Here is a 25,144-nt window from a genome sequence, read left to right as displayed (position 1 = left end):
TTATATAGGGTTATTGGCACACAATAACCAATAAAAAACCCCGGTTTTGACGCCGGGGTTATGCAGTACGCTGACAGAACAGCAGCTTAACGCGTCAGGTCATCAAAAAACTTTTTCACACCGTCGAAGAAGCTCTTCGAACGGGGGCTGTTTTTATCACCAGAAGGACCACCCAGGCTTTCTTCCAGTTCCTTCAGCAATTGCTTCTGTTTGTCGTTCAGGTTAACAGGAGTTTCCACCACCACGCGGCACAACAGGTCGCCCTGACTGCCACCACGTACTGATTTAACACCCTTGCCACGCATGCGGAACAGTTTGCCCGTCTGGGTTTCTGACGGTACTTTCAGCTTCACGCGGCCATCCAGCGTTGGCACTTCGATCTCACCGCCCAATGCTGCCATTGCGAAGTTGATTGGCACTTCACAGTACAGGTTATTCCCTTCACGCTCGAAGATCGGGTGCGCTTTCACCTGAACCTGAACGTACAGATCGCCCGCTGGTGCGCCATGCTCACCGGCTTCACCCTCACCCGCTAAGCGGATGCGGTCGCCAGTATCAACGCCAGCCGGGATTTTCACCGACAGCGTTTTGGCTTTCTCTACCCGACCGTGGCCATGACAGCTGTTGCACGGGTCTTTGATAATTTGACCGCGTCCATGGCAATGTGGACAGGCCTGCTGCACGGTAAAGAAGCCCTGGCGCATTTGCACCTGGCCTTGACCGTGACAGGTTGGGCAAGTCACTGGCGAACTGCCTGGTTTCGCACCGCTGCCGTGACAAACGCCACACTCTTCCAGCGTCGGAATACGGATCTCTTTGGTTACACCACGAACCGCTTCCTCAAGGGACAGCTCCATGTTGTAACGCAAATCAGAACCGCGACTGGCACGCTGACGGCGACCACCACCAAAGATATCGCCAAACACGTCGCCAAAGATATCGCTGAAGTCGGCACCGCCGCCAAACCCACCACCACCGCCCATACCGCCTTGTTCAAAGGCTGCGTGGCCGTACTGATCGTAGGCGGCACGTTTTTGATCGTCGGTCAGGACTTCGTACGCTTCCTTGATCTCTTTAAACTTGGCTTCGGCGTCTTGATCCTGGTTACGGTCAGGATGGTATTTCATCGCCAGGCGCTTATACGCCTTTTTTATGTCACGCTCTTCCGCCGTCTTGGAGACGCCGAGAATCTCGTAATAGTCTTTCTTCGCCATTATTTCTGTAACCCTTAACATGCGTGCACGGGCGCAGAGTTGCCTCGACGCCCGTGCTGGTTTCCAGTAACGGCCTCTCGGCCGTTACGTGCCCGCTTAAGGGCGATTATTTTTTGTCTTTAACTTCTTCGAACTCAGCGTCAACCACGTCGTCGTCTTTCTGCGCCGCGTTGTCAGCACCAGCATCAGCACCTTGCTGAGCCTGCTGCGCCTGAGCCATTTCCAGCAGTTTGCCAGAAACCTGCACCAGAGCCTGGGTCTTCGCTTCGATCTCGGCTTTATCTTCGCCTTTAATCGCAGCTTCCAGATCTTTCAGCGCAGCTTCAATAGCCGTTTTGTCTTCTGCCGGCAGTTTGTCGCCCGCTTCTTCCAACTGCTTACGGGTACCGTGGATCAGATGGTCAGCCTGGTTACGGGTCTGCACCAGCTCTTCGAACTTACGGTCCGCTTCGGCGTTCAGCTCAGCATCACGCACCATTTTCTGGATTTCTTCTTCGTTCAGACCAGAAGAAGCCTTGATGGTGATTTTCTGCTCACGGCCAGTATTCTTGTCTTTAGCAGACACGTGCAGAATACCGTCGGCGTCGATATCGAAGGTAACTTCGATCTGCGCCATACCGCGTGGAGCAGCCTGGATGCCGTCCAGATTGAACTGGCCCAGTGACTTGTTATCGTTAGCGCGTTTACGCTCACCCTGCAGCACGTGGATGGTTACCGCAGACTGGTTGTCTTCAGCGGTAGAGAACACCTGGCTGTGCTTGGTCGGGATAGTGGTGTTTTTGGTGATCAGCGGAGTCATCACGCTGCCCATGGTTTCGATACCCAGCGACAGCGGGGTAACGTCCAGCAGCAGAACGTCCTTCACATCACCGGCCAACACGCCGCCCTGTACCGCAGCACCCACCGCAACGGCTTCGTCCGGGTTAACGTCTTTACGTGGTTCTTTACCGAAGAAGTCAGCAACTTTCTTCTGAACCATTGGCATACGGGTCTGGCCGCCCACCAGGATCACGTCCTGGATGTCGGAAACCGACAGGCCTGCATCTTTCAGAGCTACTTTCAGTGGCTCGATAGAACGCGCAACCAGATCTTCAACCAGCGACTCGAGTTTTGCACGGGTCACTTTGATGTTCATGTGTTTTGGACCGCTCGCATCTGCAGTGATGTACGGCAGGTTAACGTCGGTCTGCTGAGCGGAAGACAGTTCGATCTTCGCTTTCTCAGCGGCTTCTTTCAGACGCTGCATCGCCAACGGATCATTGCGCAGATCGAAACCTTGTTCTTTCTTGAACTCTTCCACCAGGTAGTTGATCAAGCGGCTGTCGAAGTCTTCACCACCCAGATGGGTATCACCGTTGGTTGCCAGAACTTCGAAGGTTTTTTCGCCGTCAACTTCGTCGATTTCGATAATAGAGATATCGAAAGTACCGCCACCCAGGTCATAAACCGCGATGGTACGGTTGCCAACTTCTTTGTCCAGGCCGTAAGCCAGAGCAGCAGCAGTCGGTTCGTTGATGATACGTTTTACTTCCAGACCTGCGATACGACCGGCGTCTTTAGTCGCCTGACGCTGTGCGTCGTTGAAGTATGCAGGAACAGTGATAACCGCTTCAGTTACCGGTTCGCCCAGGTAATCTTCAGCCGTTTTCTTCATTTTCTTCAGCACTTCAGCAGAAATCTGCGGTGGTGCTACACGCTGGCCTTTTACTTCAACCCATGCGTCGCCGTTATCAGCAGCCACAATTTTGTACGGCATGATGTCTTTATCACGCTGTGCTTCTTCATCCTGGAAGCGACGGCCAATCAGGCGCTTGATCGCAAACAGGGTGTTTTGTGGGTTAGTAACAGCCTGACGCTTAGCAGGCTGGCCAACCAGAATTTCACCATCCTGGGTATATGCGATGATCGAAGGTGTAGTACGGTCGCCTTCGCTGTTCTCCAGCACGCGCGCTTTACCACCATCCATAATAGCTACACAAGAGTTGGTAGTACCCAGGTCGATACCAATAATTTTGCCCATCTAAACGTCTCCACTAATAAATTCATATTCGGTCAGGTTGCTAACCTATATGCGGGCAAATTTTTGTTTTTCAACTGCCCAACATTTCAGTCTTAGCCGCGGTCAGCAACTGCGGTTGCAAATAAGATGGGGCCATCCAACTCAGCATCAAGGGGTAAGGCGAAAAAAATTTCTTTTTTATCGTCACTCAGATCATTGTTTCCTGTTCCGGGGATCATTATGATGCCGCGCGCTCTGATGGAAGTTATCGATTTTTCGGCCATTCAGACCATTTATGAATTTACTTCGCTATTTCCGTTAATTTTCTGTTATTGCAGAGGACTTATGCACACCAACAAGTTGGCGAATCCCGGCCCTCTCGGCCTGATGGGCTTCGGGATGACCACCGTCTTGCTGAACCTGCACAACGCGGGCTTTTTCCCATTGAATTCCGCCATTATCAGTATGGGGATTTTCTTCGGTGGACTGGCCCAAATTATGGCCGGCCTGCTGGAATACAAGAAGGGCAACACCTTCGGCATGACTGCCTTTATCTCTTATGGCAGCTTCTGGCTGAGCCTGGTCGGTCTGTTGCTGCTGCCACGCCTGGGTCTGGCCGAACCGACCGACGCCAGCGTACTGGGTATTTATCTGGCATTGTGGGGCGTTTTCACACTGTTCATGTTCTTCGGTACTCTGCGCGCCAACCGTGTGCTGCAGTTCGTGTTCGGTAGCCTGACACTGCTGTTCGCCTTGCTGGCGATTGGCAATATCACGGGCAATCATGCGCTGCTGAACGTTGCGGGTTATGAAGGAATTATCTGCGGAGCCAGTGCTATTTATCTGGCAATGGCAGAAGTGCTCAACGAGCAATTTGGTCGTAAGGTTCTGCCGATTGGCGAACCCAACGTCAACAATGTAGAGCCGATTCGCGCGGCGGCATAATCACCGCCACTGAAACAAAAAGCCCTGCAATTTTTGCAGGGCTTTTTTTAGCTGTAAGAGCGGGCCCGCTGTACCTTGGTTTCACTGTTCAGGTCACGGTGCAGGTATATTCCCAGCAGCAACCCAATACCCGACAACGCCAATACATAGTAAGCGGGTGCTAACGGGGTTAACTTCATGATCAACGTTACAAATATTGGGGTTAAACCCCCAAAAATAGCGTATGCGACATTATATGAGAACGAAATCCCGGTAAACCGCACTTCCGCTGGGAAAGCCCGCACCATTACATAGGGTACAGCCCCGACGACACCCACGCTGAAGCCCACCAGCGCATAGCAGGCGAACAACATTTCCGGGTGTTCTCCCACCGTCCGATAAAACAACCAACTGCAGCCAGCCAGTAACATGCTGCCAACAATAAAGGTTTTGCTGGCACCAAAGCGATCCGCCGACAGCCCAGCGATAATACAACCGGCAATCAACATAATGGTGGCGATGCTGTTAGCTTGCAGCGACAGCGCCGGGGCGATGCCAAACTGTTTTTGCAAATAGGTCGGCGTCATCAGAATCACCACCACAATGCCGGCAGACAGCAGCCAGGTCAGTAGCATCGACACCACGACTTCCTTGCGATGGTTAAGTACTACGGACTTCAGCGGCAGCTCCTCCGCCAAGGCTTTCCGTGCCTGCATCTCGATGAAGATCGGCGTTTCCTGTAACCAGCGGCGCAGATACATTGCCACCAGACCGAAAATACCGCCGAGCAGGAACGGGATACGCCAGCCGCCTTCAATAATGGTTTGTTGGCTGAGTGTGGTATTGATTACCGTCGCCACCAACGACCCCAGCAGGATGCCGACGGTCAGACCGGCAGTCAGCGTACCGCAGGCAAAACCGATGCGACGACGCGGCACGTGCTCGGCAACAAACACCCAGGCCCCCGGCACCTCGCCGCCGATCGCCGCGCCTTGCAGCACCCGCATCAGCAGCAGCAACAGTGGTGCGGCAATGCCGATGCTGGCATAGGTCGGTAACAGACCCATCGCCAACGTTGGCAACGCCATCAGTAAAATACTCAGGCTGAACATTTTTTTGCGACCGACCAGATCGCCAAAGTGCGCCATCACGATGCCACCCAGCGGACGTGCCAGATAACCTGCGGCAAAGATGCCGAAGGTCTGCACCTGACGTAGCCATTCCGGCATATCTGCTGGAAAGAACAACTCGCCCATGACCGCGGCAAAGAAAACAAAAATGATGAAGTCATAGAACTCTAACGCACCGCCCAGAGCAGCTAACGTCAGCGTTTTGTAGTCTTGCCGGTTTAACCGGCGATTATTATCGTGAGGCATAGGGTACCGTCGGAGGAGACTGTTAAAATAAAAGCCAGCGGCTTTCTGTAAACGAATCCTTACTATAACGGCAAATTTTTTTCACACCAGTTCGACTGGGATTTATCCCACACAACGCTGAAATTTAGAGGTTTATCTCGCGACGTGCATTCTTCGGGCGAAATGCTGCTACCACCCCGGCATGAGTTTCCACATAAGGTCCCTCAAGCAATTGTATGCAGTAAGGGACGCTGGCGAAGATACCGTGCACCACCACCTTACCTTGTTCGTCCTTAACCCCTTCCAGCGTTTCTTTGATCGACTTGGGCTGACCCGGCAGGTTGATGATTAACGCTTGCTTGCGGATCGCCCCCACCTGACGCGAAAGAATTGCCGTTGGCACATAGTGTAGGCTGATTTGACGCATTTGCTCACCGAAGCCAGGCATCACGCGATCCGCTATCGCCAAGGTGGCATCTGGAGTCACATCACGCCGTGCCGGACCTGTACCGCCGGTAGTCAGCACCAGATGGCAGCCCATTTCATCCACCAGCTCACATAGGGTTTGTTCGATCAGCGTTTGCTCATCGGGGATCAGCCGGGTTTCCAATTTGAACGGCGTCGCCAACGCTGCGGTTAACCATTCTTCCAGCGCGGGTATGCCTTTATCCTGATAAACACCGCCAGAAGCGCGGTCAGAAACGGAAACCAAACCAATACGTAATATGTCCATGCGTAACCTCTACAGCCTGATGGGGTTCGGACGAGTTCATTTCCCGCCCTGTTATGAATCCAGAGAGTATAAAGTGTCTACCCGCCAGCGGGATCTGCGGGCATAAAAAAAGGCGGCCTAAGCCACCTTTTTCTGCGCTGATTGCGGAAATTACAGCAGATCGGCGATCATTTTTTCCAGCTTACCCTGGTCTACGGCAAACTTGCGGATACCGTCGGTCAGTTTCTCAACTGCCATTGGATCCTGGTTGTGCTGCCAGTAGAACTCAGGCTCAGTCAACGCCGCAGGACGCGCTTTCACTTCGCCGGTGTAAGCCAGTTTACGCTCCAGCGTGCCTTCGCTCTCTGCCAGCTCTTTCAGCAGTGCAGGGGCGATGGTCAGGCGGTCACAGCCAGCCAGTTCGATGATTTCGCCAACGTTACGGAAGCTGGCGCCCATCACCACGGTTTTGTAACCGTGCTCTTTGTAATACTGGTAAATCTCAGTAACGGAAACCACACCTGGATCTTCGTTTGGCGCGAACTCTTTCTTGTCGCCATTGGCTTTGTACCAGTCGAGGATACGGCCAACAAACGGAGAAATCAGGAACACACCGGCTTCAGCACAAGCACGCGCCTGAGCGAAGGAGAACAGCAGTGTCAGGTTACAGTTGATGCCTTCTTTTTCCAGCTGCTCCGCGGCACGGATGCCCTGCCAGGTAGAAGCCAGTTTGATCAGGATGCGATCGTTGCTGATGCCGGCATCGTTGTACAGTTTGATCAGGCGCTTGGCCTTGGCAACGCTGGCAACGGTGTCGTAAGACAAGCGTGCGTCCACTTCAGTGGAGATGCGGCCCGGGACCAGCTTCAGGATTTCCAGACCAATGTTAACGGCCAGCTTGTCGGCGGCATCGGCGATCTGCTGTTCGCGATCGCTGCTCTGCTCGCGTGCCCAGGCAATGGCTTCATCAATCAGTTTGCGGTATTCAGGAATTTGGGCTGCATTGAGGATCAGCGAAGGGTTGGTCGTAGCATCTTGCGGTTGATACAGCTTCATTGCCGCGATATCGCCCGTATCTGCAACCACGGTAGTCAGTTGGCGCAGGGAAGTTAATTTATCGGTCATGTTGGCATTATCTCATCGTGTGTGCATGAACTTTTGGCATCGTTCAACCATGCCCTGCCTTGATAATAACATGCGTAAGGCCCGGTGCAAGGCTGGAAAATCACGGCCTGGCGACGCTAGTTTTATCCTTGAGCGAGCAACCGTTTACGCCGCTATCTTTCGCCATTCTCGAGCTGATGAAAAGGCAATAACGTGCTATCGATTGAATAAATTATGTTAAATTCGCGAAAATTAGTGCAATGGGTGACAAAATCTGAGAAAAATCTCAATTGCTCAGAACCAGGCTGGTTTCAGCTAAGCTCTTGTAAAAATTCAAGCAATGTCTTTTCACCCGCGGTGGATACGGCGTGGTGCGCAACAAATTCAACAAGGAGGGATCCGTGACGGACCTGATGAATTTTATAAATAATATTTTGTGGGGTTCGGTACTGATTTATTTGCTGCTTGGTACAGGCATTTATTTCACGCTGCGTACCCGTTTTATTCAGGTCCGCCATTTCAGCCATATGTTCTCGGTGCTCAAGCACAGCAACAAGAGCGACAGCGCTGGCATCTCCTCTTTTCAAGCACTCTGTACCACCCTCGCCGCCCGCGTTGGTACCGGCAACCTTACGGGAGTAGCGATCGCTCTCACCGCCGGTGGCCCTGGGGCTATCTTCTGGATGTGGGTAGTGGCGTTTATCGGCATGGCCACGTCTTTTGTAGAAAGCAGCCTGGCGCAGCTCTACAAAACCAAAGACCATCAGGGTAACTATCGCGGTGGCCCAGCTTATTATATGGAGAAAGGTCTGGGCATGCGCTGGATGGGCGTATTGTTCTCAATCTTTTTGATCATCGCCTTTGGCCTGGTGTTCAACGCCGTGCAAGCCAACTCCATCGCTCAGGCGTCCGCCGTCGCCTTCCACGTGAAACCACTGTATGTCGGTATCGGCCTGGTCATCCTGAGCGGCGCAGTGATCTTTGGTGGCATTCGTTCCGTCGCCCGCGTGGCCGAGTTGGTCGTCCCTGTGATGGCAGCCGCTTATTTGTTGCTAGCCCTGTGGGTGATTGGCCATAACATTGAGCATATGCCAGCAATCCTGTCTCTGGTGGTCAAAAGCGCTTTCGGGCTGCAAGAAGCAGCAGCAGGCGCTGTCGGCTATGGCATTTCTCAGGCGATGACTCAGGGCGTTCAGCGCGGTCTGTTTTCCAACGAAGCAGGTATGGGTTCCGCGCCCAATGCCGCGGCCTCCGCTTCACCTTATCCGCCACACCCGGCTTCTCAGGGCTATGTGCAAATGCTCGGGGTATTTATTGATACCATTGTGATTTGCAGCGCGACCGCCGCAATCATTCTGTCCTCTGGCGTATTGGACCAACCGGTAGCCAACATCAGCGGTATCGACATGACGCAGCGGGCACTTTCCGCCGCCGTGGGCAGTTGGGGCTCGCCGTTTGTCGCCATCGCCATTTTCTTTTTCGCCTTTACCTCTATTATTGCCAACTATGCCTATGCCGAGAGCAATCTGTTGTTCCTGGAGCACAACCACCCGGCAGGTTTGCTGATTTTCCGTTGCGCCGCGCTGGGCATGGTGATGTTTGGCGCATTGGCAGAGCTGCCGGTGGTATGGAAAATGGCTGATACCTCTATGGCTTTAATGGCCATTACCAACCTGACTGCAATCCTGCTGCTGTCACGTGTGGCGCTGAAACTGGCGAATGATTACCACCGTCAGCGAACGCTGGGAAAATTACCCACTTTCGACGCCAACCGCTTCCCCGAACTGAAATCCCAGCTTGAACCGGGCGTATGGGACAAAAATTAATTTAGGAGGGCGCATCATCACATGCGCCCTGCCTATCAGACCCATTGACCCTTTTTGCCGCGCTTTTTGCTACAGTAGTCGCTCTTGGATAAACAGGATCTGGCCATGCTCGTTATTATTTCACCTGCAAAAACTCTTGATTATGAAAGCCCGCTGGCGACAGAACGCTTTACACAGCCGGAACTGTTGGACAAATCTAAGCAGTTGATCAAAATCTGCCGTGACCTAACGCCGGTACAAATCTCCAAGCTGATGGGCATCAGCGATAAACTGGCCGGCCTGAACGCCGCTCGCTTTGGCGACTGGCAACCAAAATTCACCCCGGACAATGCCCGCCAGGCCCTGCTGGCTTTTAAAGGCGACGTTTATACCGGCCTGCACGCACAGGATTTCAGCGAAGATGACTTTGATTTCGCCCAACAACATCTGCGTATGCTGTCCGGGCTGTACGGCGTGCTACGCCCGCTTGATCTGATGATGCCCTACCGTCTGGAGATGGGCATCAAACTGGAAAATGCCAAGGGCAAGGATCTGTACAGTTTCTGGGGCGAGCAAATTACTAAAAAGCTCAACGAGGCATTGGAACAGCAGGGTGACGACGTGGTGGTCAACCTGGCTTCCGACGAATACTTCAAATCAGTGAAACCGGCCAAACTGCACGGTGAGCTGATTAAACCGGTGTTCCTCGACGAGAAAAACGGCAAATACAAAGTCATCAGCTTCTACGCCAAGAAAGCACGCGGGTTGATGAGCCGCTTTATCATCAAAAACCGCCTGACGCAGCGTGAACAACTGCTTGATTTCAACCTGGAAGGCTATGCCTTTGATGAGGCCAATTCCAAAGGCAACGAACTGGTGTTCAAACGCCCGGAGCAGTAATCCGTCTCAGCCATAAAAAAAGCCGTCGCAATGACGGCTTTTCGCTTTTTTATGTCCCCAGCAGGATTAGGCTGGCAAGGCCATCAGGAACTTGCGCAGTTCGCCAAAACCGGCGGGCAGGTTGTGCGACAACAGCGGCAAATCAGCACGCAATGCCAATGCTTTCGGCAATGGCAGTTCCTGACCCAGGATCTCTTCTACGCTCTCTTTGAACTTGGCCGGATGCGCGGTACCCAGGAACAGGCCAAACTCCCCATCCTGCAACTGATCGCGCAATGCGCGATAAGCGATTGCCGCGTGCGGTTCAGAGAGATAGCCCAATTGTGCCAGCTCGCGCATACTGTCTTTGGTAGTTTCGTCACTGACCGTTGCATGGCCCAGCTCTTTCAACTGCCAGATCTTACGACGGAACAGTTCTTCTACCCGCGGCCAGTTGTTCGGCTGGCTAACGTCCATCGCATTCGACAACGTCGCCACGGTGGCGTGTGGTTGCCACTGGCCGTTAGTCAGAAAGCGCGGCACGGTGTCATTGGCATTGGTCGCGGCGATAAAACGCTTCACCGGCAGACCCAATGATTTGGCCAGCAGGCCGGCAGTCAAATCACCGAAGTTGCCACTTGGTACCGAGATCACCAACTGATTGCGTGCTTCTTGCGGCAGTTGCGCTACCGCTTCGAAGTAATAACAAATCTGTGCCAGCAGTCGGCTGATATTAATAGAGTTAGCCGAGTTCAGATGCAGTGCTTCTTTCAATTCCTGATCGTCAAATGCCTGTTTCACCAGCGCCTGGCAAGCATCGAAGTCACCGTCGATCGCCACGGTATGGATGTTGCCACCCAGGGTGCAGAACAGTTTTTCCTGCAGCGGGCTGATTTTGCCCTGCGGATACAGGATCACCACGCGTACATTCTTCAGGCCGTAGAACGCATGCGCTACCGCAGCGCCGGTATCACCGGAAGTCGCAGTCAGAATAGTCACCGGCTGATCGCCCGCCACTTCTGCCAGCATTTGCGCCATAAAGCGGCCACCGAAGTCTTTGAACGCCAGCGTTGGGCCATGGAACAGCTCCAGACAGGCAATGTCGTCTTCGACTTGCGCGACTGGCGCAGGGAATTCAAAGGCCGCCGCCACACGCTTATGCAATGCTTCTTCAGAAACTTCATCACCAATAAACGCCGACAGAATACGGCTGCTGCGCGTGACAAAATCCTGTTCCAGCAACTGGTCGATTTCCGTCAGTTCAAATTCCGGCAGCTCCAGCGGGAAAAACAGCCCTTGCTGTTTACCCAGGCCCTGTTTGATCGCCTGTGCGAAGCTGACCTGCTCGTTGTGATCCTTAAGGTTGTACAGTTTCATGCGTTATCCCAGTAGTCGTGCGCCTGCGGTATCCAGACGGCAAATATGAACAAAACCTTCGTCGTTTTGCAGATAGTGATGAGTCAGCCAGTCAGCCATGCGCTGTGCGGTCGCACTGTCGTTGCAAACGGCGAACAGCGTCGGGCCAGAGCCGGAGATACCGCAAGCCAACGCACCGATGTCCTGCGCGGCTTTGCGCGCTTCGGCAAAGCCCGGCAACAGGCGGGTGCGATACGGCTCGGCAATCACATCCTGCATCAGTTTGGCGGCCAATTGCGGTTGCTGGGTATGGCAGGCATGAATAAAGCCCGCCAAATAGCGGCCATGGCTGATACAGTCCTGACGACGATACTGCGCGGGCAAGATCGCACGCGCTTCGGCGGTGGATACCTTGATGCCCGGGTAGGCCATCACCCACAGCCAGTCTTTAAAGCATGGCACTTCCTGGCTGATGAAGCCTTCTTCTTCCAGCATTAACTGCAGGCCGCCGAGATAGCAAGGCGCCACATTATCGTAATGTACGCTGCCGGAGATGCGGCCTTCCAGCTCGCCCATCAGGCCCAACAGCTTCATTTTATCCAATGGGCGGTTGCAAAATTCATTCATCGCCATCAACCCAGCGACCACCGAACAGGCGCTTGAGCCCAGCCCGGAGCCGATCGGCATATTTTTCTCAAGCCGCATCGCCACCGGGATCTGTTGACCAATTTCCTGACAGAAACGCTCCCAGCATTGGTAAACGATATTCTCTTTCGGGTCGTCCGGCAGTTTGCTGACGAAACGGCCGGCATTCTGCAAACTGAACGTTTCGGCAGCCTCTACGCTGACGCAATCGCCCAGCAGAGTACCGTCAATCGGGGACACCGCGGCCCCCAGAACGTCGAAACCGACGCTTACGTTACCAATTGAGGCCGGCGCATACACCTTAACCATATTAAACTCCCAACTTCCATGACAGTGTGCGCAGCAAGTCAGCAAAGACGCCCGCTGCGGTCACATCGTTACCGGCGCCATAGCCACGCAGCACCAGCGGCAACGGCTGATAGTAACGGCTGTAGAAAGCCAAGGCGTTCTCGCCGTTCTTCACTTTATACAACGGATCGTTGCCGTCTACCGCATCTATACGTACCTGGCAGCGACCATTTTCGATCACACCCACATAGCGCAGCACCTTACCCTGCTCGGTGGCATTGGCTACGTTGCGGGCGTATTCATTATCCAGCTCCGGCAGGCGCGCCATAAAGGTATCTACATCACCAGAGGCATCAAAGGACGGCGGCAACACCGACTCGACGTCGATATCAGCCAACTCCAGCTTGTAACCCGCTTCGCGGGCCAGGATCAGCAACTTACGCGCCACATCCATACCGGACAGATCATCACGCGGATCCGGTTCGGTGTACCCTTTTTCCTTAGCCTGCTGAGTTGCAGCCGACAACGACATCCCTTCATCCAACTTGCCAAAAATAAATGACAGCGAACCAGAGAGAATACCGGAGAAACGCGTCAATTCGTCGCCCGCGTTCAACAGGTTCTGCAGGTTCTCGATCACCGGTAAGCCAGCGCCAACGTTGGTGTCGTACAGGAACTTACGACGCGAACCGGCTGCGGCAGTGCGTAATTGCTGGTAGTAATTCATCGACGAGGTATTGGCCTTTTTGTTCGGCGTCACCACGTGGAATCCATCGGCAAGGAAATCCGCATACTGATCGGCAACCGCCTGGCTGGAGGTACAGTCGACAATGACCGGGTTCAGCAGGTGATATTCTTTCACCAGACGGATCAAACGGCCAAGGTTGAACGGCTCTTGCGCACCGGCCAGCTCATCGCGCCAGCTTTCCAAGGCAATACCGTGCACGTTGGTCAACATGGCACGGGAATTGGCGATACCACACACGCGCAGATCAATATGCTTTTGTTTTAACCACGGCTGCTGGCGGTAAATCTGCTCGATCAATGCACCACCAACGCCACCGACGCCGATGACAAACACCTCAATCACCTGATCAGTGTTGAACAACATCTGGTGGCAGACACGAACACCGGTCGTCGCGGAATCATTGCTCACCACGACCGAGATAGAACGCTCTGAAGACCCCTGTGCGATAGCAACAATGTTGATGTTGGCGCGTGCCAGTGCTGAGAAGAAACTGGCCGAAATGCCCCGCAGGGTGCGCATGCCATCGCCGACTACCGAAATAATCGCCAGCTTTTCCATGACGTCCAGCGGCTCCAGCAGGCCATCTTTCAATTCAAGATAGAACTCGTCTTCCAGTGCACGACGCGCGCGCTGCAACTCATTTTGTGGCACACAGAAACTGATGCTGTATTCAGAAGAGGACTGGGTAATCAGCACCACCGAGATACCCGCACGCGACATCACGGCGAACACCCGTGCAGCCATGCCGACCATGCCCTTCATCCCCGGACCGGAGACGTTGATCATCGCCATGTTATTCAGATTGGTGATGCCCTTAACCGGGGTATCGGTATCCAAATTTTCACCGCCGATTAACGTGCCTGGGGCTTGCGGGTTGGCGGTATTTTTAATCAGGCAAGGGATTTGGAACTGGGCAATCGGGGCGATAGTGCGGGGATGAAGTACGCTGGCGCCGAAGTAAGAAAGCTCCATTGCTTCCTGATACGACATCGACTTCAACAACCTGGCGTCCGGCACAGTACGCGGGTCACAGGTGTAGACACCATCGACGTCAGTCCAGATCTCACAACAGTCGGCACGCAGACAAGCAGCCAGCACGGCAGCGGAGTAATCAGAACCATTACGGCCCAGCACGACCAGTTCGCCTTTGTCATTACCCGCGGTGAAACCGGCCATCAGCACAATGTGATCCGCCGGGATCGCCGACGCAGCGATACGCAGTGTGGATTCGGCAATGTCTACCGTAGATTCCAGGTAGTGCCCCTGAGCCAGCAATTTCTCGACAGGGTTGATCACCGTTACTGGGAAACCTTTGGCACGAAACACGCCTTCCATGATCGCGATGGAGAGCTTCTCACCGCGGCAGATGATGGCCGCATTCACGCTGTCCGGACATTGTCCGAGCAGTGCAACACCGTGCAGCACCTGCTTGAGTTGAGCGAACTCATGATCAACCAATGTTTTGAGACGATCATATTCAAAACCGGGCAACGCCTGCGCCAGGCCACTCAGCAAGTCAGCGAAGATGCGTTCTGCATCGCTCATATTTGGCAGAATGTCTTGCCCTGCTACCGTTTTGTCAATCATCGCCACCAAGTGGTTGGTGATTTTAGCCGGAGCGGACAATACCGTGGCCACCTGTCCCTGACGTGCATTACTTTCCATGATGTCGGCGACGCGCAGAAAACGTTCTGCATTCGCTACCGAGGTTCCGCCAAATTTCAGCACTCGCATTTCTTATCTCTCCCGAATTTAAGCCGAAAAAAAAGCCCGCACTGGTTAGGTGCGGGCTTTTTTCTTTTGTTTCCTGTACGCGTCAGCCCGCCCCGTTACCTGTGGTATCGGTGGTGGTAATAATTGTTGTGTTCAGGCTGATGTTTCGCATTTTTTCTGTCTGTCTCATTAAATACTCTGTCCCCTCTATTGGTTAAAGCAATCGCTATCCCAAGTCAAATTATTTCTTATTTTTGCTTATTTATCACCCAAAGGGGCTATTGAGCAATGAGAGAGCTGAAAAGCCAAATGACAGAACAAAAATACCGACAGGAAGCAATTTTGCAGTGGATCACACTGCATAATAAGCCATGTTTGCGGGTATCACTTTGTCAGTTTTTTTTCGATGTCATGCAACAAAGTATGCAGCATCGCCGTATCCCGCTGCTGCAAAGCACCGAGTCGCTGATGCAACCAGTCACGCAATTTTTGGTCATCACTGACCCCTAACGCGCCAAGTAACCCGTCGGCACGCTGACGCAGTGCTTTAAGCTGGCCTTCATTAGCCACCGGCTCCTGCGGTGCGCTTACGTTCATCAGCGCAGACAATTGATAGCAATACACCATCACTGCCTGGCCAAGATTCAAGGAAGGGTAATCTGCCTGCATTGGCACACCGGTGAGCAGATCGGCCAATTCCAGTTCTTCGTTAGTCAGGCCGGAATCTTCACGGCCAAACACCAGCGCAGCCTGACTGACCCACTGGCGGCGTTCGTCCAACTGACCAAGCAACTGCTGGGGCGTACAGTAATAGTGGAATCGTGCACGGCTGCGAGCAGTGGTCGCCACTGTGAAATCAACATCCGCCAACGCCTGCTCAAGCGTTGAAAAAGTTTGCACGCCGTCAAGGATATCCCCTGCCCCATGGGCGACCCAGCGCGCCGCTGGTTGCAGGTGCGCTTCGCTATCGACAATGCGTAACGAAGTGAAGCCCATGGTTTTCATCGCCCGCGCCGCAGCGCCGACGTTTTCCGGCCGTGCCGGAGCCACTAAAACAATATGAAGCTGCATCAATACTCCACAAAATGAGGGATTGCGAGTTTTTGACTGTTCAGGATAGTCTGATTATATTTACAAGCGCGCAACAATAATCCCGACAGCCACGAGAGATAGGGTTAAATGAGTTATTGGCCTGATAAATAGAGCGTAATACATATTATTGCTGCTTATGATTTACTGCTCTTATTAATCAAAGTGTTAAAAGAACCCCTTTATCAATAAGCCGATAATTCTACCCCATTAGGCGCAACAATGCTGAATCGTACACAGAATTTATGCATCTGTGACTTAAGCTGGCATTTCTGTAAGTGTTTTTCACAAAACTGTTAACGTGCTACAATTGAATTTGATATATGTCAACAAAGCTTAGTTTTGTTGGGTGATGAATTCGGTACGCACTGTTATATTGCTGTTAATAGGGTTAGGATATGCGCCGTTTTGGCACCTTTGGGGTTGTAGGGAATAGCACCCCCACCAAGCTAGCGATCTTGTTGACATGAGATGGAAAGTGCATCAAGAACGAGTTTACGTACTGTAGTCATTTGTTAAGAGGGAACGTGAGCGCTAATCTCTGCCCTCCACCAAGAAAACAAAGACTTCTGTACTTCCTATTTTCTATTTTGTTGGCAATTTTAGGTAGCAAATATGCAGACCCCGCACATTCTGATTGTCGAAGACGAGTTAGTCACTCGTAACACCCTGAAGAGCATTTTCGAGGCGGAAGGCTACGTTGTTCATGAAGCCAATGATGGTGCAGAAATGCACAACATCCTGTCTGAAAATGATATCAATCTGGTTATCATGGACATCAATCTGCCAGGCAAAAACGGCCTGCTGCTGGCACGCGAACTGCGTGAACAGGCCAGCGTTGCGCTGATGTTCCTGACCGGCCGTGATAACGAAGTTGATAAGATCCTCGGATTGGAAATCGGCGCTGATGACTATATCACCAAGCCGTTCAACCCGCGTGAACTGACCATTCGCGCACGCAACCTGCTGTCACGTACCATGAACCTGGGCAGCGTCGGCGAAGAACGTCGCCTGGTTGAAAGCTATAAATTCAACGGTTGGGAGCTGGACATCAATAGCCGCTCACTGATCAGCCCGGCAGGCGAACAGTATAAACTGCCGCGCAGTGAATTCCGCGCCATGCTGCACTTCTGCGAAAACCCGGGCAAGATCCAATCCCGTGGCGAACTGCTGAAGAAAATGACCGGCCGTGAGCTGAAGCCGCATGACCGTACCGTGGACGTGACCATCCGTCGCATCCGCAAGCACTTCGAATCAACGCCAGACACACCAGAAATTATCGCCACCATTCACGGTGAAGGTTACCGTTTCTGCGGCGATCTGGAAGAGTAAGTCTCCCGCGTTAAAATATTTGGGGTTCTATCGAACCCCAAATCTTATTTTGCCTCACCCCATGGGATGATTGGCACCGCGCTCAACGCGTTCTTCGGTGAACCATCCACTACACGGTCTGAATAGCTAAGATAAATCAATGCATTGCGTGTAGCGTCGTAAAAACGCACTACCTGCAGCTTCTTAAACACCAACGATGTCCGCTTCTGGAACACGACGGTGCCTTCCGCCTTACCGTTCTTAATTTTATCGTTCAGCTCAATCGGCCCAACCTGCTGACAAGAAATGGCCGCATCCGCAGTGTCTTCCGCTAATCCCAGCCCACCTTTAATACCACCGGTTTTTGCCCGGCTGATATAACAAGTTACATTTTTGACATCAGGATCATCGAACGCCTCCACTACAATTTTGTGGTCTGGACCAAAGAGTTTGAATACCGTATCCACTGACCCAACCTGTTCGGCCTGCGCACTGTTTACTGTTGCGCAAACTAAACCAAACAAAAATATCCATCCTTTTTTCATTCACTTAACTCCAATAGCCAGAACCTAAAGAAATAGGCGCAGGCAATCAATATTGTTTATGTTTTAGGTCACAGAATAGGGTTCTTTCTGGTCCGCACCGATCTTTTTAGCACAGAGCGTGAAAAAAATCTTTGGGAGTCTCGGAGGAAAAAAATTGCTATTATGCGGCGTCGTTATTTCTTTTCGCCCGTTTAAGGTGTGCCCCTATCCAACTCTCGCGCAACCCGCTGCAAGAGGTAAAGAGTGCTACGCAAAATGGCTCATGGATTGGTCTGATAGCGCAAGCACCAGCGTAATGAATAAACAGTTCGGGTCCCTACCCTAAAGCTCTACGAGGAAGATCTATGGATCAAGCCGGTATCATTCGTGATCTGCTTAGCTGGCTGGAAAGCCATTTGGACCAACCCTTGTCGCTGGACAACGTGGCGGCTAAAGCGGGTTACTCCAAGTGGCATTTACAACGGATGTTCAAAGATATTACCGGTAACGCCATCGGCGCTTATATCCGGGCAAGGAGATTATCCAAAGCTGCGGTAGCGCTGCGTTTAACCAGCCGACCTATTCTGGATATTGCCTTACAGTATCGCTTCGACTCGCAGCAGACATTCACACGCGCATTTAAAAAACAGTTTGCGCAAACGCCAGCGCTATATCGTCGTGCAGAAGACTGGAGCGCATTCGGTATTTGCCCGCCAATTCGCCTGGGGGCCTTTACCCTGCCGCAGCCAGAGTTTGTCTCACTGCCGGAACAGCATCTGATTGGCCTGACGCAAAGCTATTCCTGCACATTAGAGCAAATTTCCAACTTCCGTACCGAGCTGCGTTCACAGTTCTGGCGCCAGTATCTGGGCGAAGCAGACACGCTGCCACCGGTGTTGTACGGGTTGCATCATTCGCGCCCAAGCCAGGAAAAGGATGACGAACAGGAAGTGCTGTACACCACAGCGCTGGAACCAGATCACGTGCCGGCAAAAATTCAGGCAGGACAGCCGCTCGTACTGCAAGGTGGCGAGTATGCCATGTTCAGCTATGAAGGCCCGGCCTCTGGCCTACAGGACTTTATTCTGACTGTGTATGGCACCTGCCTGCCGGCGCTCAAACTTACGCGCCGTAAAGGGCACGACATTGAGCGCTTTTATCCAAAAGGTGACCGTAGGCCACCTCAGCCCCCGACCGAGATCAACTGCGACTACTTGATCCCGATTCGCCGTTAACGTTGCAGTTCGTCCAACGCGGGCATGTCCAGATGCGTGACATCGCCCGCGGTTTCGACAATCCAGCCAGAAGCCAACCATGGGCTCTGCTGATAGTCGACACGCGACAGCGAACAGTTACGCAGGCGTAAGCGACGTTCAGCATAAGCCGGCAATCCGAGCACGGTGCTGATCAAACACCCCAAAGCGATACCGTGGCTGACGATCAGCGGTTTGCTGCCCTCAGGCAACATCAGACAGCTTTCTAATGCCGCACGCATACGTTCGCCCAACTCACTCATGGATTCACCTTGAGGGATGCGCCCGTCCGCAGTACCATCGACCATCTGCTTACGCCACTGCTCTTCCTGCGGCGTCAGACTGTCGATCAGGCGCTCTTCCAGCACCCCCATATGCAACTCACGCAAACGTGGATCGTTAATCACCTCGCAGCCACAAGCCTCTGCGATGATTTGTGCGGTGCGTCGGGTGCGCCCCAGATCGCTGGTAATCACATGCGTGATACCTTGTTTGCTGACGCGCTGGGCAACCAGACGAGCCTGATGTTCACCGTTAGCGGTTAACGGGCTGTCGGACTGGCCTTGGATACGGCGAGCCGCATTCCATTCCGTTTCGCCGTGGCGAACGAGGTATACCTGTAACATTTTGCTTTTCCGTTATACTGCGTGAAACCTGAGTTTATCTTCGTCAGAAACCGCTTTCGCAAAAGTCTGACGTTTGAATAGGCTCTTAGCTTAAGGATGCCAAACCCGTTATGTATCATGTTGTCGCTGCAACTACCAACCCGGCAAAGATCAAGGCTATTGAGTTGGCCTTTGATGACACCTTTGGCGCGGGCCAATGCCGCATTGAATCAGTCGACGTCGCCAGCGGCGTCTCACTGCAACCCATAGGTAATCACGAAACCCGCACCGGGGCACGCCAGCGTGTAATGGAAGCGCGGCAAGTACGCCCAGAAGCCGACTTTTGGGTCGGCGTGGAAGCTGGTATCGAAGAGAATATGACTTTCGCCTGGATGACGGTGGAAAACCCATACACCCGTGGCGAGTCGCGCTCAGCCAGCCTGATGTTACCAGAGACGATTTTACAGGGAATTCGCGCCGGCCGCGAATTGGGAAGTGAGATGGCGACCATCACCGGCAATGCCGAAGTGAAACGCCAGGGCGGCGCTATCGGTATCTTTACCGACGGGCGGTTGAGCCGCACCAGTGTTTACCATCAGGCGCTGCTACTGGCGTTGGTGCCCTTCCACAACCCAATCTACCAAAACCACAACAGCGCACCGCAGAAGTAACCCTGTTGGGCGTTACGCTACTGCGTATCGCCCAACAACTGCTGTTCCAGCCATTGCTTTAGCGCCGGTGTTGCCGCCTTCAGGCTGTTTGAACCCCGAGTGATAGTGGCAATGCCTGCCCCCAATTCGTTTTTCAGCTCACGCTGGCTCATCTCACCGCGCATCAGTTCCTGGATAATCCGCACCCGCGTGCCTAAAGCCGTACGTTCATCCGGCGTCAGCAACAGTTGCATCAGAGGTTGATGCAGATCTTGTGCAAACGAGTTTTGCAGCAGCGCAACAAAGCGCAGCCAATCCTCATTACCTTGTTCTGAAAGAGCCGGGTCGTTAAGTGATAATTGCGTCATGGCAAGCCACCATACTATTTAACTAGTACAGCAGCATACCATAGCGCCGTCAAAATCAATAACGCCTCTGCCACTCAGCATCGGTCAGCACTTTGGCTGGCCGGTGCATGAGATAGCGATAAAATGCATCGTAAGCCAGCACATTCTTCACATAAGAACGGGTTTCCGAGAAAGGGATGCTTTCGACAAACGCCACAGCATCAACCCGCCCTTCACTGTTGCCCAGCCACGTATTTACGCGAGAAGGACCGGCATTATAAGCCGCAGATGACAAAATACGGTTACGCCCAAACTGCTGGTAAACGTACTCCAGATAACTGGTGCCGATGGTAATGTTGACACGCGGGTCAAGCAATTGGCTTGGGCTTGAGTAACCCGGAATATTGTACATCTCAACGGTATGCTGCGCGGTTCGCGGCATCACCTGCATCAAACCGCTCGCCCCCACCGGTGACTGCGCTTTTGGGTTCCAGGCACTCTCTTGGCGGGCAATCGCCATGGCATAGCTCGGCGTTATCCCTTTGTCATCAGTGGCAGCACGAAACTCTTGTGGCCAGGCAACCGGGAAACGCTCTTCCAGGTGATCCCACAGTTTACCGACGATAGTCGCCTGCACACTGAGATCAGCCCATTTCTGCTCGAAAGCATAACGCGCCAGCGCTTCCTGCTCTGGGCGACTGCGACTGGCCACGAAGGAGGTCCACTCGCTACGTGCCAGATTGTCCATATTCCAGTACATCAGTTCACGCACACGGGCAATTTCCGGCCCGTCCACCAACGAGGCGCGCGGCTTCGCTGCCACGGCGACCATAACAGGGTAGGTTGTATTCAATTTTTGCGCCGCTACCATTGGATAAAAGCCACGCTCAGTCATCAGGCGACGCAGGATCTCTTCCCCTTCACTGCGTTTGCCTTCGTCCAACAAAATACTCGCACGCCAATAACGCCATTCATCTTTATTACGTGACTCTTCTGGCAAACGGGCTAACCAGGTCGCTACGCCTTGGCGATCGCCATTGCCCAGCGCCATGCGCACACGGCGTTCCAGTAATGTGGGAGATTGGCTGCGCAGGATCACCTTATCGCGCCATTGTGTCTGTTCAAAGGTGGCATCACTGCCCATCAGGCGCCATGCCACCGCTTCTTCCAGCCCCAGTCGTTCGCTGTCGCTCATTTTCTGCAAACGGGCGAGGGTTGGGATCATCGCACGGGCGTTTTCCACATCCTGACGTGCCAGACGTTCAAAAGCGATGCTGGTTGCTGCCCGGGTAAAGTCAGTCGGTCCCACGCTGCGGGCGAAGGACTCCACCGTCGCGGGATCATTTTGCAGGCGCACCAACGCATCGCCCATCGTCTGATAATCTGACGGTAACTGGCGGTAAAGGCTGTTCACCAATCCACTGTTGCCTTCTTTCAGTGCCAGCTTCATACGCTCCAGGATCACCGACGGCGTTTGCTTACCTGCCCCCTGCCAAACGCTGAACAGCTTGTCACAGGCGCCCGGCAACGACTTGCCGCTCATCCAAACCTCACCAGCACCACTCCAGGCCGCCTGTTGATCACCCGTGGCCCATTTGGCGTAGTAATAATTACAACGCGCAGCGATAGGTTTCGGCGCCTGTGGACTGAAAGCCAACAGACTGCGCCAGTCTTCGCGCCGTGCCAGCTCATTAACAAAACGCGGAGCCAACGATTTGGCAGGCGGTAGTGTCGGGTGCTGCTTAATGAAGTCATTCACTTCAGAGAACCCAGCCTGGCTGAGATCTTGCGTCAGCTCACGGTATTCCAGATAGGGGTAAAGTGGATAATCACGCAACGTCGGCATCAGTTGTGCCACGACGTCCATTTGATTACTGTCCCACGCCTGCTTAATCTGCAGGTAACGTTGACGCTGGGCGTCCAGAGAATCCGCCAATGCGGCGCTTGAGAATGCCGTCAGGCACAGGCCCACAGCTAAAAACCGCCACTTGTCTACCTTGACCATACTGACTCTTTCCTCGCTAATGCTCATGTGTTGCCAGAGACAATTCCCCCCCCGTTGCCGCGCTACGCCAGCAGCCAACGGACGAGGGAAATCGGCTCTCCGAGTGTTTCACGTTCTGTCGTGGAAAATCATCATCATCACGCCAGAACAAAAGGATGTGCTGAGCGACCGACTCAGCCATCTATCATAGACAGCACGATCGCTTATCCATTCACTACTGTAGAAGAAGTTTATCGCCACGATGGGCTACAGGTAAAAAAGGTTTACCGTCGCTGACAAATAAAATAAAGCTGGCGGCAATTTCTGCCGTATTAATCATTTTGGCCTGGTGTTATCACTGAAAAATGACGCGCTCGGCCATTATTAATGGCTACGCCGATAATAAGATGAAGTCATTTGAAATTATTAGCCACCATAGAATTCCACTATCAGAACTACGAAAGAGAGATGTTGCGCAAACCGCTGAATCCCTGACCTGCTGCGCCAACTTTGCTGAAAACGCCTGGCAAACTCAGGTGGACGTTTTTATACTGTTAAAAAAAGATAAGATAATTCCGAGAAAACGGCACATAAAGCGCGCAACCGAGATATCTTATAATACAATCCGCGCCAATTATGGGTTAGATAGTGTTCATCAGGCAGTGCGATTGACAGTTTTCAGCAAGATAATTATCCCTTCAACCGGGTCAGGCTTCTCATTGTTACGTTGCCGCAACAGTGCGCGGACGTGGGCAGGAATGGCAGATGAAGATGGCGAATAATGCCGCGTTATTGGCAACCTGCGCAAAAAACTCATTTATGAGTTTCATTTGCGCACGCCTGAATTATGGCCGTCTATTGTCGCTGTTTCTTGCCACTCTGCTGGCTTTTCCCAGTTTAGCCCGCCCCGAGACTGTCGATCCCTATAAAAATCGCACCCATGCAGTGACCACAGTCGTCGTTGGCATTATCAGCTACGCCCGCTGGCACAGTGAACCCAATCCAATACGGTTATGCGTGACGGCGCCAACCCAATATGCCAAGGGCCTGTTCGATCCCATTCTGCTGAGCGCCCCTCGGCCAATAAAAGCTGAGCGTATTCCTTTCGATAGCCCACTGCTGAGCACCGGCTGTGATGTGATCTATCTGGGTAATATCAGCGCCAGCCAGAAACAGAATTTTATGCAACGCATTAGCGGACGCTCCATTCTCAGTATCAGTGAGAACGACGGTGAATGTTCTGCCGGCAGCGCGTTTTGCCTGCAGATCGAAGGTGACACCGCCAGCTTTAAAGTGAACCTTGACGCACTAGCACGCAGCGGCGTGCGCGTTCACCCTAACGTGCTTCAACTCGCACGCAAACAGGCGCCTCCGCTATGAAGTGGTTGCGCAAGAATAGATCGGGTCAGTCACGACCTACGCTGGGCAGGGTGTTGCAACGAGTTCATCTTGCACTGGCGTTGATTGCTGTCGGCACCGCCGGGATTTTCCTGACGCTGGTCGCGCTGTTTGCGCTACGCGCCTATGCCAACCACAACTTGCACCTGATCGCACGCTCCATCAGCTATACCGTCGAAGCTGCGGTAGTGTTTGAAGACCGCAGCGCCGCACACGAAGCGCTGGTACTGATCGCCTCCAATGAGGAGGTGTCAGAAGCAAGGATCCTGAACAACAACGGCAAGGTGCTCGCCAGTTGGCGTCATCCCAAAGACGGTCCTTTGCATGGCATGGAGCAAGTCGTCGCTCACTGGGCGCTACCGGAACCGGTGATACTGCCGATTACCCATGAAGGCAAAGTGGTCGGTAAAGTGTGGCTTAGCGGGCACGGCGGTAGTCTGCTGCGCTTCCTGCTGCGCGGTATGGTGGGCATGCTCGCCTGTCTGGTGCTCAGTACGCTGTGCTCATTGGTCCTTTCCCGCCGCATGTTGCTAGGGATTGTCAGCTCACTTGACGACATTGCCAACGTGGCGCATGCGGTGCGACGCGATCGTACATTTGGTCTGCGGGTGCCTTCTGCCCCCATTGCCGAACTGCATGAGTTAAGCAGTGACTTTAATGGCCTGCTTGACGAGCTGGAAGCCTGGCAGGCGCACCTGAAACAGGAAAATGACTCACTGACACACCGGGCAACCCATGACAGCCTAACCGGCTTGCCAAACCGCGCATTCTTTGAAGGCCGATTGAGCCGCGCGTTAGGAGACATTAAGCCAAAAGAAAAACTGGCGGTGCTGTTTATAGACGGTGATCGCTTCAAGGAAGTCAATGACAGCTACGGCCACGCGGCAGGCGATGTGGTGCTGACCACGATTGCCGGGCGTATTCGCGCGCAGCTGCGGGAAAGCGATCTGGTGGCACGTTTAGGAGGTGATGAGTTCGCCGTACTGTTGGCGCCGGTCCACACTACGGAAGATGTGCTGCAAATTGCCGATAATATTATCGACTGTATGACTCAACCGGTAATTTTGCCGAACAACGAGACGGTGATTTCCTCTCTGAGTATCGGTATTGCGCTTTACCCTGAACATGCGGTAACGCCTCAGGGACTCTTGCACGAAGCTGACGATGCCATGTACCAGGCAAAGCATCGTTATAACGGAGGCTGGCGGCTGGCCATACAGAAATAAAGCCCCGGCTAAAAA

Annotated in this window: 23 protein-coding genes and 1 other annotated feature; of the genes, 9 read left to right on the top strand and 14 right to left on the bottom strand. The window is 53.2% G+C overall.

From position 1 onward, the window contains the following. Positions 1-86: 86 nt before the first annotated feature. Both dnaJ and dnaK read right to left on the bottom strand, forming a co-directional pair. The gene (dnaJ, locus tag SGBXF1_RS03175) at positions 87-1,214 is read right to left on the bottom strand and encodes a molecular chaperone DnaJ (RefSeq protein ID WP_186427802.1); all 1,128 of its coding nucleotides are present in this window, start codon (positions 1,212-1,214) and stop codon (positions 87-89) included. A gap of 106 nt (positions 1,215-1,320) precedes the next feature. Continuing rightward, a complete protein-coding gene (gene dnaK / locus SGBXF1_RS03170) occupies positions 1,321-3,234 on the bottom strand; it encodes a molecular chaperone DnaK (protein WP_130382474.1) in 1,914 nt (637 codons plus the stop codon). Between the two features lie 324 nt (positions 3,235-3,558). On the opposite strand from dnaK, the gene satP reads away from it, so the two are divergent. Next, complete coding sequence (satP, locus tag SGBXF1_RS03160) at positions 3,559-4,158, top strand: acetate uptake transporter (RefSeq protein WP_037420812.1); 600 nt, start codon at positions 3,559-3,561, stop codon at positions 4,156-4,158. 47 nt (positions 4,159-4,205) lie between these two features. On the opposite strand, the gene SGBXF1_RS03155 is transcribed toward satP, so the two are convergent. From SGBXF1_RS03155 to tal, 3 genes are all read right to left on the bottom strand, one after another. Continuing rightward, complete coding sequence (locus tag SGBXF1_RS03155) at positions 4,206-5,513, bottom strand: MFS transporter (RefSeq protein WP_061807388.1); 1,308 nt, start codon at positions 5,511-5,513, stop codon at positions 4,206-4,208. A gap of 124 nt (positions 5,514-5,637) precedes the next feature. Then, positions 5,638-6,225 carry a molybdopterin adenylyltransferase gene (gene mog, locus SGBXF1_RS03150; protein WP_130382476.1) on the bottom strand — a complete coding sequence of 196 codons (588 nt, stop codon included), beginning with the start codon at positions 6,223-6,225 and terminating at the stop codon, positions 5,638-5,640. A 150-nt stretch (positions 6,226-6,375) separates the two neighbouring features. Next, entirely contained in the window at positions 6,376-7,329 is a 954-nt protein-coding gene (gene tal / locus SGBXF1_RS03145; protein ID WP_037420655.1) for a transaldolase, read from the bottom strand. A 380-nt stretch (positions 7,330-7,709) separates the two neighbouring features. On the opposite strand from tal, the gene SGBXF1_RS03140 reads away from it, so the two are divergent. Continuing rightward, the gene (locus SGBXF1_RS03140) at positions 7,710-9,134 is read left to right on the top strand and encodes an alanine/glycine:cation symporter family protein (RefSeq protein WP_186427801.1); all 1,425 of its coding nucleotides are present in this window, start codon (positions 7,710-7,712) and stop codon (positions 9,132-9,134) included. Between the two features lie 105 nt (positions 9,135-9,239). Then, positions 9,240-10,013 (top strand): peroxide stress protein YaaA, encoded by a 774-nt coding sequence (gene yaaA / locus SGBXF1_RS03135; protein ID WP_061807390.1) that lies wholly within the window; start codon positions 9,240-9,242, stop codon positions 10,011-10,013. Positions 10,014-10,079: 66 nt separating this feature from the next. Here yaaA and thrC read toward each other — a convergent pair whose 3' ends face one another. The 5 genes from thrC to SGBXF1_RS03110 form a co-directional block, all read right to left on the bottom strand. Beyond that, a complete protein-coding gene (gene thrC, locus SGBXF1_RS03130; protein WP_037420646.1) occupies positions 10,080-11,369 on the bottom strand; it encodes a threonine synthase in 1,290 nt (429 codons plus the stop codon). A 3-nt stretch (positions 11,370-11,372) separates the two neighbouring features. Next, positions 11,373-12,302, bottom strand: a complete 930-nt coding sequence (gene thrB / locus SGBXF1_RS03125; RefSeq protein ID WP_186427800.1) for a homoserine kinase — start codon at positions 12,300-12,302, stop codon at positions 11,373-11,375. A gap of 1 nt (position 12,303) precedes the next feature. Further along, on the bottom strand, positions 12,304-14,763 hold the full coding sequence (gene thrA / locus SGBXF1_RS03120; protein WP_037420641.1) for a bifunctional aspartate kinase/homoserine dehydrogenase I: 2,460 nt from the start codon (positions 14,761-14,763) through the stop codon (positions 12,304-12,306). A gap of 25 nt (positions 14,764-14,788) precedes the next feature. Next, positions 14,789-14,907: a sequence feature (Thr leader region), on the bottom strand. Then, positions 14,846-14,914, bottom strand: coding sequence for a thr operon leader peptide (gene thrL, locus SGBXF1_RS03115; protein WP_071998276.1), 69 nt, complete (start codon positions 14,912-14,914; stop codon positions 14,846-14,848). It overlaps the preceding feature by 62 nt. A gap of 212 nt (positions 14,915-15,126) precedes the next feature. After that, on the bottom strand, positions 15,127-15,813 hold the full coding sequence (locus SGBXF1_RS03110) for a tRNA/rRNA methyltransferase (protein WP_037420638.1): 687 nt from the start codon (positions 15,811-15,813) through the stop codon (positions 15,127-15,129). Positions 15,814-16,446: 633 nt separating this feature from the next. On the opposite strand from SGBXF1_RS03110, the gene arcA reads away from it, so the two are divergent. Beyond that, a complete protein-coding gene (gene arcA, locus SGBXF1_RS03105; protein WP_004949989.1) occupies positions 16,447-17,163 on the top strand; it encodes a two-component system response regulator ArcA in 717 nt (238 codons plus the stop codon). A 44-nt stretch (positions 17,164-17,207) separates the two neighbouring features. Here arcA and creA read toward each other — a convergent pair whose 3' ends face one another. Next, a complete protein-coding gene (gene creA, locus SGBXF1_RS03100) occupies positions 17,208-17,687 on the bottom strand; it encodes a protein CreA (RefSeq protein WP_037420635.1) in 480 nt (159 codons plus the stop codon). Positions 17,688-18,031: 344 nt separating this feature from the next. Between creA and robA the strand changes: the two genes are divergently transcribed. Further along, positions 18,032-18,901: an MDR efflux pump AcrAB transcriptional activator RobA gene (robA, locus tag SGBXF1_RS03095; protein ID WP_037420631.1), complete on the top strand. Its 870-nt coding sequence runs from the start codon at positions 18,032-18,034 to the stop codon at positions 18,899-18,901. Here robA and gpmB read toward each other — a convergent pair. Continuing rightward, positions 18,898-19,545, bottom strand: a complete 648-nt coding sequence (gpmB, locus tag SGBXF1_RS03090; protein WP_037420628.1) for a 2,3-diphosphoglycerate-dependent phosphoglycerate mutase GpmB — start codon at positions 19,543-19,545, stop codon at positions 18,898-18,900. The two genes, robA and gpmB, sit on opposite strands and share 4 nt — an antisense overlap. Positions 19,546-19,655: 110 nt before the next feature. Between gpmB and yjjX the strand changes: the two genes are divergently transcribed. Then, the gene (gene yjjX / locus SGBXF1_RS03085; protein WP_061807392.1) at positions 19,656-20,195 is read left to right on the top strand and encodes an inosine/xanthosine triphosphatase; all 540 of its coding nucleotides are present in this window, start codon (positions 19,656-19,658) and stop codon (positions 20,193-20,195) included. 17 nt (positions 20,196-20,212) lie between these two features. Here yjjX and trpR read toward each other — a convergent pair whose 3' ends face one another. Then, positions 20,213-20,542: a trp operon repressor gene (gene trpR, locus SGBXF1_RS03080; protein ID WP_037420622.1), complete on the bottom strand. Its 330-nt coding sequence runs from the start codon at positions 20,540-20,542 to the stop codon at positions 20,213-20,215. 55 nt (positions 20,543-20,597) lie between these two features. Next, positions 20,598-22,526 (bottom strand): murein transglycosylase, encoded by a 1,929-nt coding sequence (gene sltY / locus SGBXF1_RS03075; RefSeq protein ID WP_037420619.1) that lies wholly within the window; start codon positions 22,524-22,526, stop codon positions 20,598-20,600. 386 nt (positions 22,527-22,912) lie between these two features. Here sltY and SGBXF1_RS03070 point away from each other — a divergent pair, with 386 nt between their 5' ends. The 3 genes from SGBXF1_RS03070 to dgcN are packed head-to-tail and all read left to right on the top strand — an operon-like array spanning position 22,913 to position 25,129. Further along, positions 22,913-23,287 carry a hypothetical protein gene (locus SGBXF1_RS03070; RefSeq protein WP_130382482.1) on the top strand — a complete coding sequence of 125 codons (375 nt, stop codon included), beginning with the start codon at positions 22,913-22,915 and terminating at the stop codon, positions 23,285-23,287. Further along, entirely contained in the window at positions 23,271-23,885 is a 615-nt protein-coding gene (yfiR, locus tag SGBXF1_RS03065; RefSeq protein WP_037420614.1) for a regulatory sequestration protein YfiR, read from the top strand. Before SGBXF1_RS03070 ends, yfiR begins: the two co-directional genes overlap by 17 nt. Continuing rightward, the gene (gene dgcN, locus SGBXF1_RS03060) at positions 23,882-25,129 is read left to right on the top strand and encodes a diguanylate cyclase DgcN/YfiN (RefSeq protein ID WP_061807393.1); all 1,248 of its coding nucleotides are present in this window, start codon (positions 23,882-23,884) and stop codon (positions 25,127-25,129) included. The genes yfiR and dgcN overlap by 4 nt, the downstream gene beginning before the upstream one ends. Positions 25,130-25,144: the final 15 nt, after the last annotated feature.

Source organism: Serratia grimesii (assembly GCF_900186025.1).
GTDB lineage: Bacteria > Pseudomonadota > Gammaproteobacteria > Enterobacterales > Enterobacteriaceae > Serratia > Serratia grimesii.
The sequence above is the reverse complement of the archived record's forward strand: the minus strand, read 5'-3'. Positions and strand labels throughout refer to the sequence as shown.

Coding starts and splice junctions, on each gene's coding strand:
- dnaJ (WP_186427802.1), bottom strand. CDS start 1,214: ATGGCGAAGAAAGACTATTACGAGATTCTCGGCGTCTCCAAGACGGCG.
- dnaK (WP_130382474.1), bottom strand. CDS start 3,234: ATGGGCAAAATTATTGGTATCGACCTGGGTACTACCAACTCTTGTGTA.
- satP (WP_037420812.1), top strand. CDS start 3,559: ATGCACACCAACAAGTTGGCGAATCCCGGCCCTCTCGGCCTGATGGGC.
- SGBXF1_RS03155 (WP_061807388.1), bottom strand. CDS start 5,513: ATGCCTCACGATAATAATCGCCGGTTAAACCGGCAAGACTACAAAACG.
- mog (WP_130382476.1), bottom strand. CDS start 6,225: ATGGACATATTACGTATTGGTTTGGTTTCCGTTTCTGACCGCGCTTCT.
- tal (WP_037420655.1), bottom strand. CDS start 7,329: ATGACCGATAAATTAACTTCCCTGCGCCAACTGACTACCGTGGTTGCA.
- yaaA (WP_061807390.1), top strand. CDS start 9,240: ATGCTCGTTATTATTTCACCTGCAAAAACTCTTGATTATGAAAGCCCG.
- thrC (WP_037420646.1), bottom strand. CDS start 11,369: ATGAAACTGTACAACCTTAAGGATCACAACGAGCAGGTCAGCTTCGCA.
- thrB (WP_186427800.1), bottom strand. CDS start 12,302: ATGGTTAAGGTGTATGCGCCGGCCTCAATTGGTAACGTAAGCGTCGGT.
- thrA (WP_037420641.1), bottom strand. CDS start 14,763: ATGCGAGTGCTGAAATTTGGCGGAACCTCGGTAGCGAATGCAGAACGT.
- SGBXF1_RS03110 (WP_037420638.1), bottom strand. CDS start 15,813: ATGCAGCTTCATATTGTTTTAGTGGCTCCGGCACGGCCGGAAAACGTC.
- arcA (WP_004949989.1), top strand. CDS start 16,447: ATGCAGACCCCGCACATTCTGATTGTCGAAGACGAGTTAGTCACTCGT.
- creA (WP_037420635.1), bottom strand. CDS start 17,687: ATGAAAAAAGGATGGATATTTTTGTTTGGTTTAGTTTGCGCAACAGTA.
- robA (WP_037420631.1), top strand. CDS start 18,032: ATGGATCAAGCCGGTATCATTCGTGATCTGCTTAGCTGGCTGGAAAGC.
- gpmB (WP_037420628.1), bottom strand. CDS start 19,545: ATGTTACAGGTATACCTCGTTCGCCACGGCGAAACGGAATGGAATGCG.
- yjjX (WP_061807392.1), top strand. CDS start 19,656: ATGTATCATGTTGTCGCTGCAACTACCAACCCGGCAAAGATCAAGGCT.
- trpR (WP_037420622.1), bottom strand. CDS start 20,542: ATGACGCAATTATCACTTAACGACCCGGCTCTTTCAGAACAAGGTAAT.
- sltY (WP_037420619.1), bottom strand. CDS start 22,526: ATGGTCAAGGTAGACAAGTGGCGGTTTTTAGCTGTGGGCCTGTGCCTG.
- SGBXF1_RS03070 (WP_130382482.1), top strand. CDS start 22,913: ATGAAGTCATTTGAAATTATTAGCCACCATAGAATTCCACTATCAGAA.
- yfiR (WP_037420614.1), top strand. CDS start 23,271: ATGAAGATGGCGAATAATGCCGCGTTATTGGCAACCTGCGCAAAAAAC.
- dgcN (WP_061807393.1), top strand. CDS start 23,882: ATGAAGTGGTTGCGCAAGAATAGATCGGGTCAGTCACGACCTACGCTG.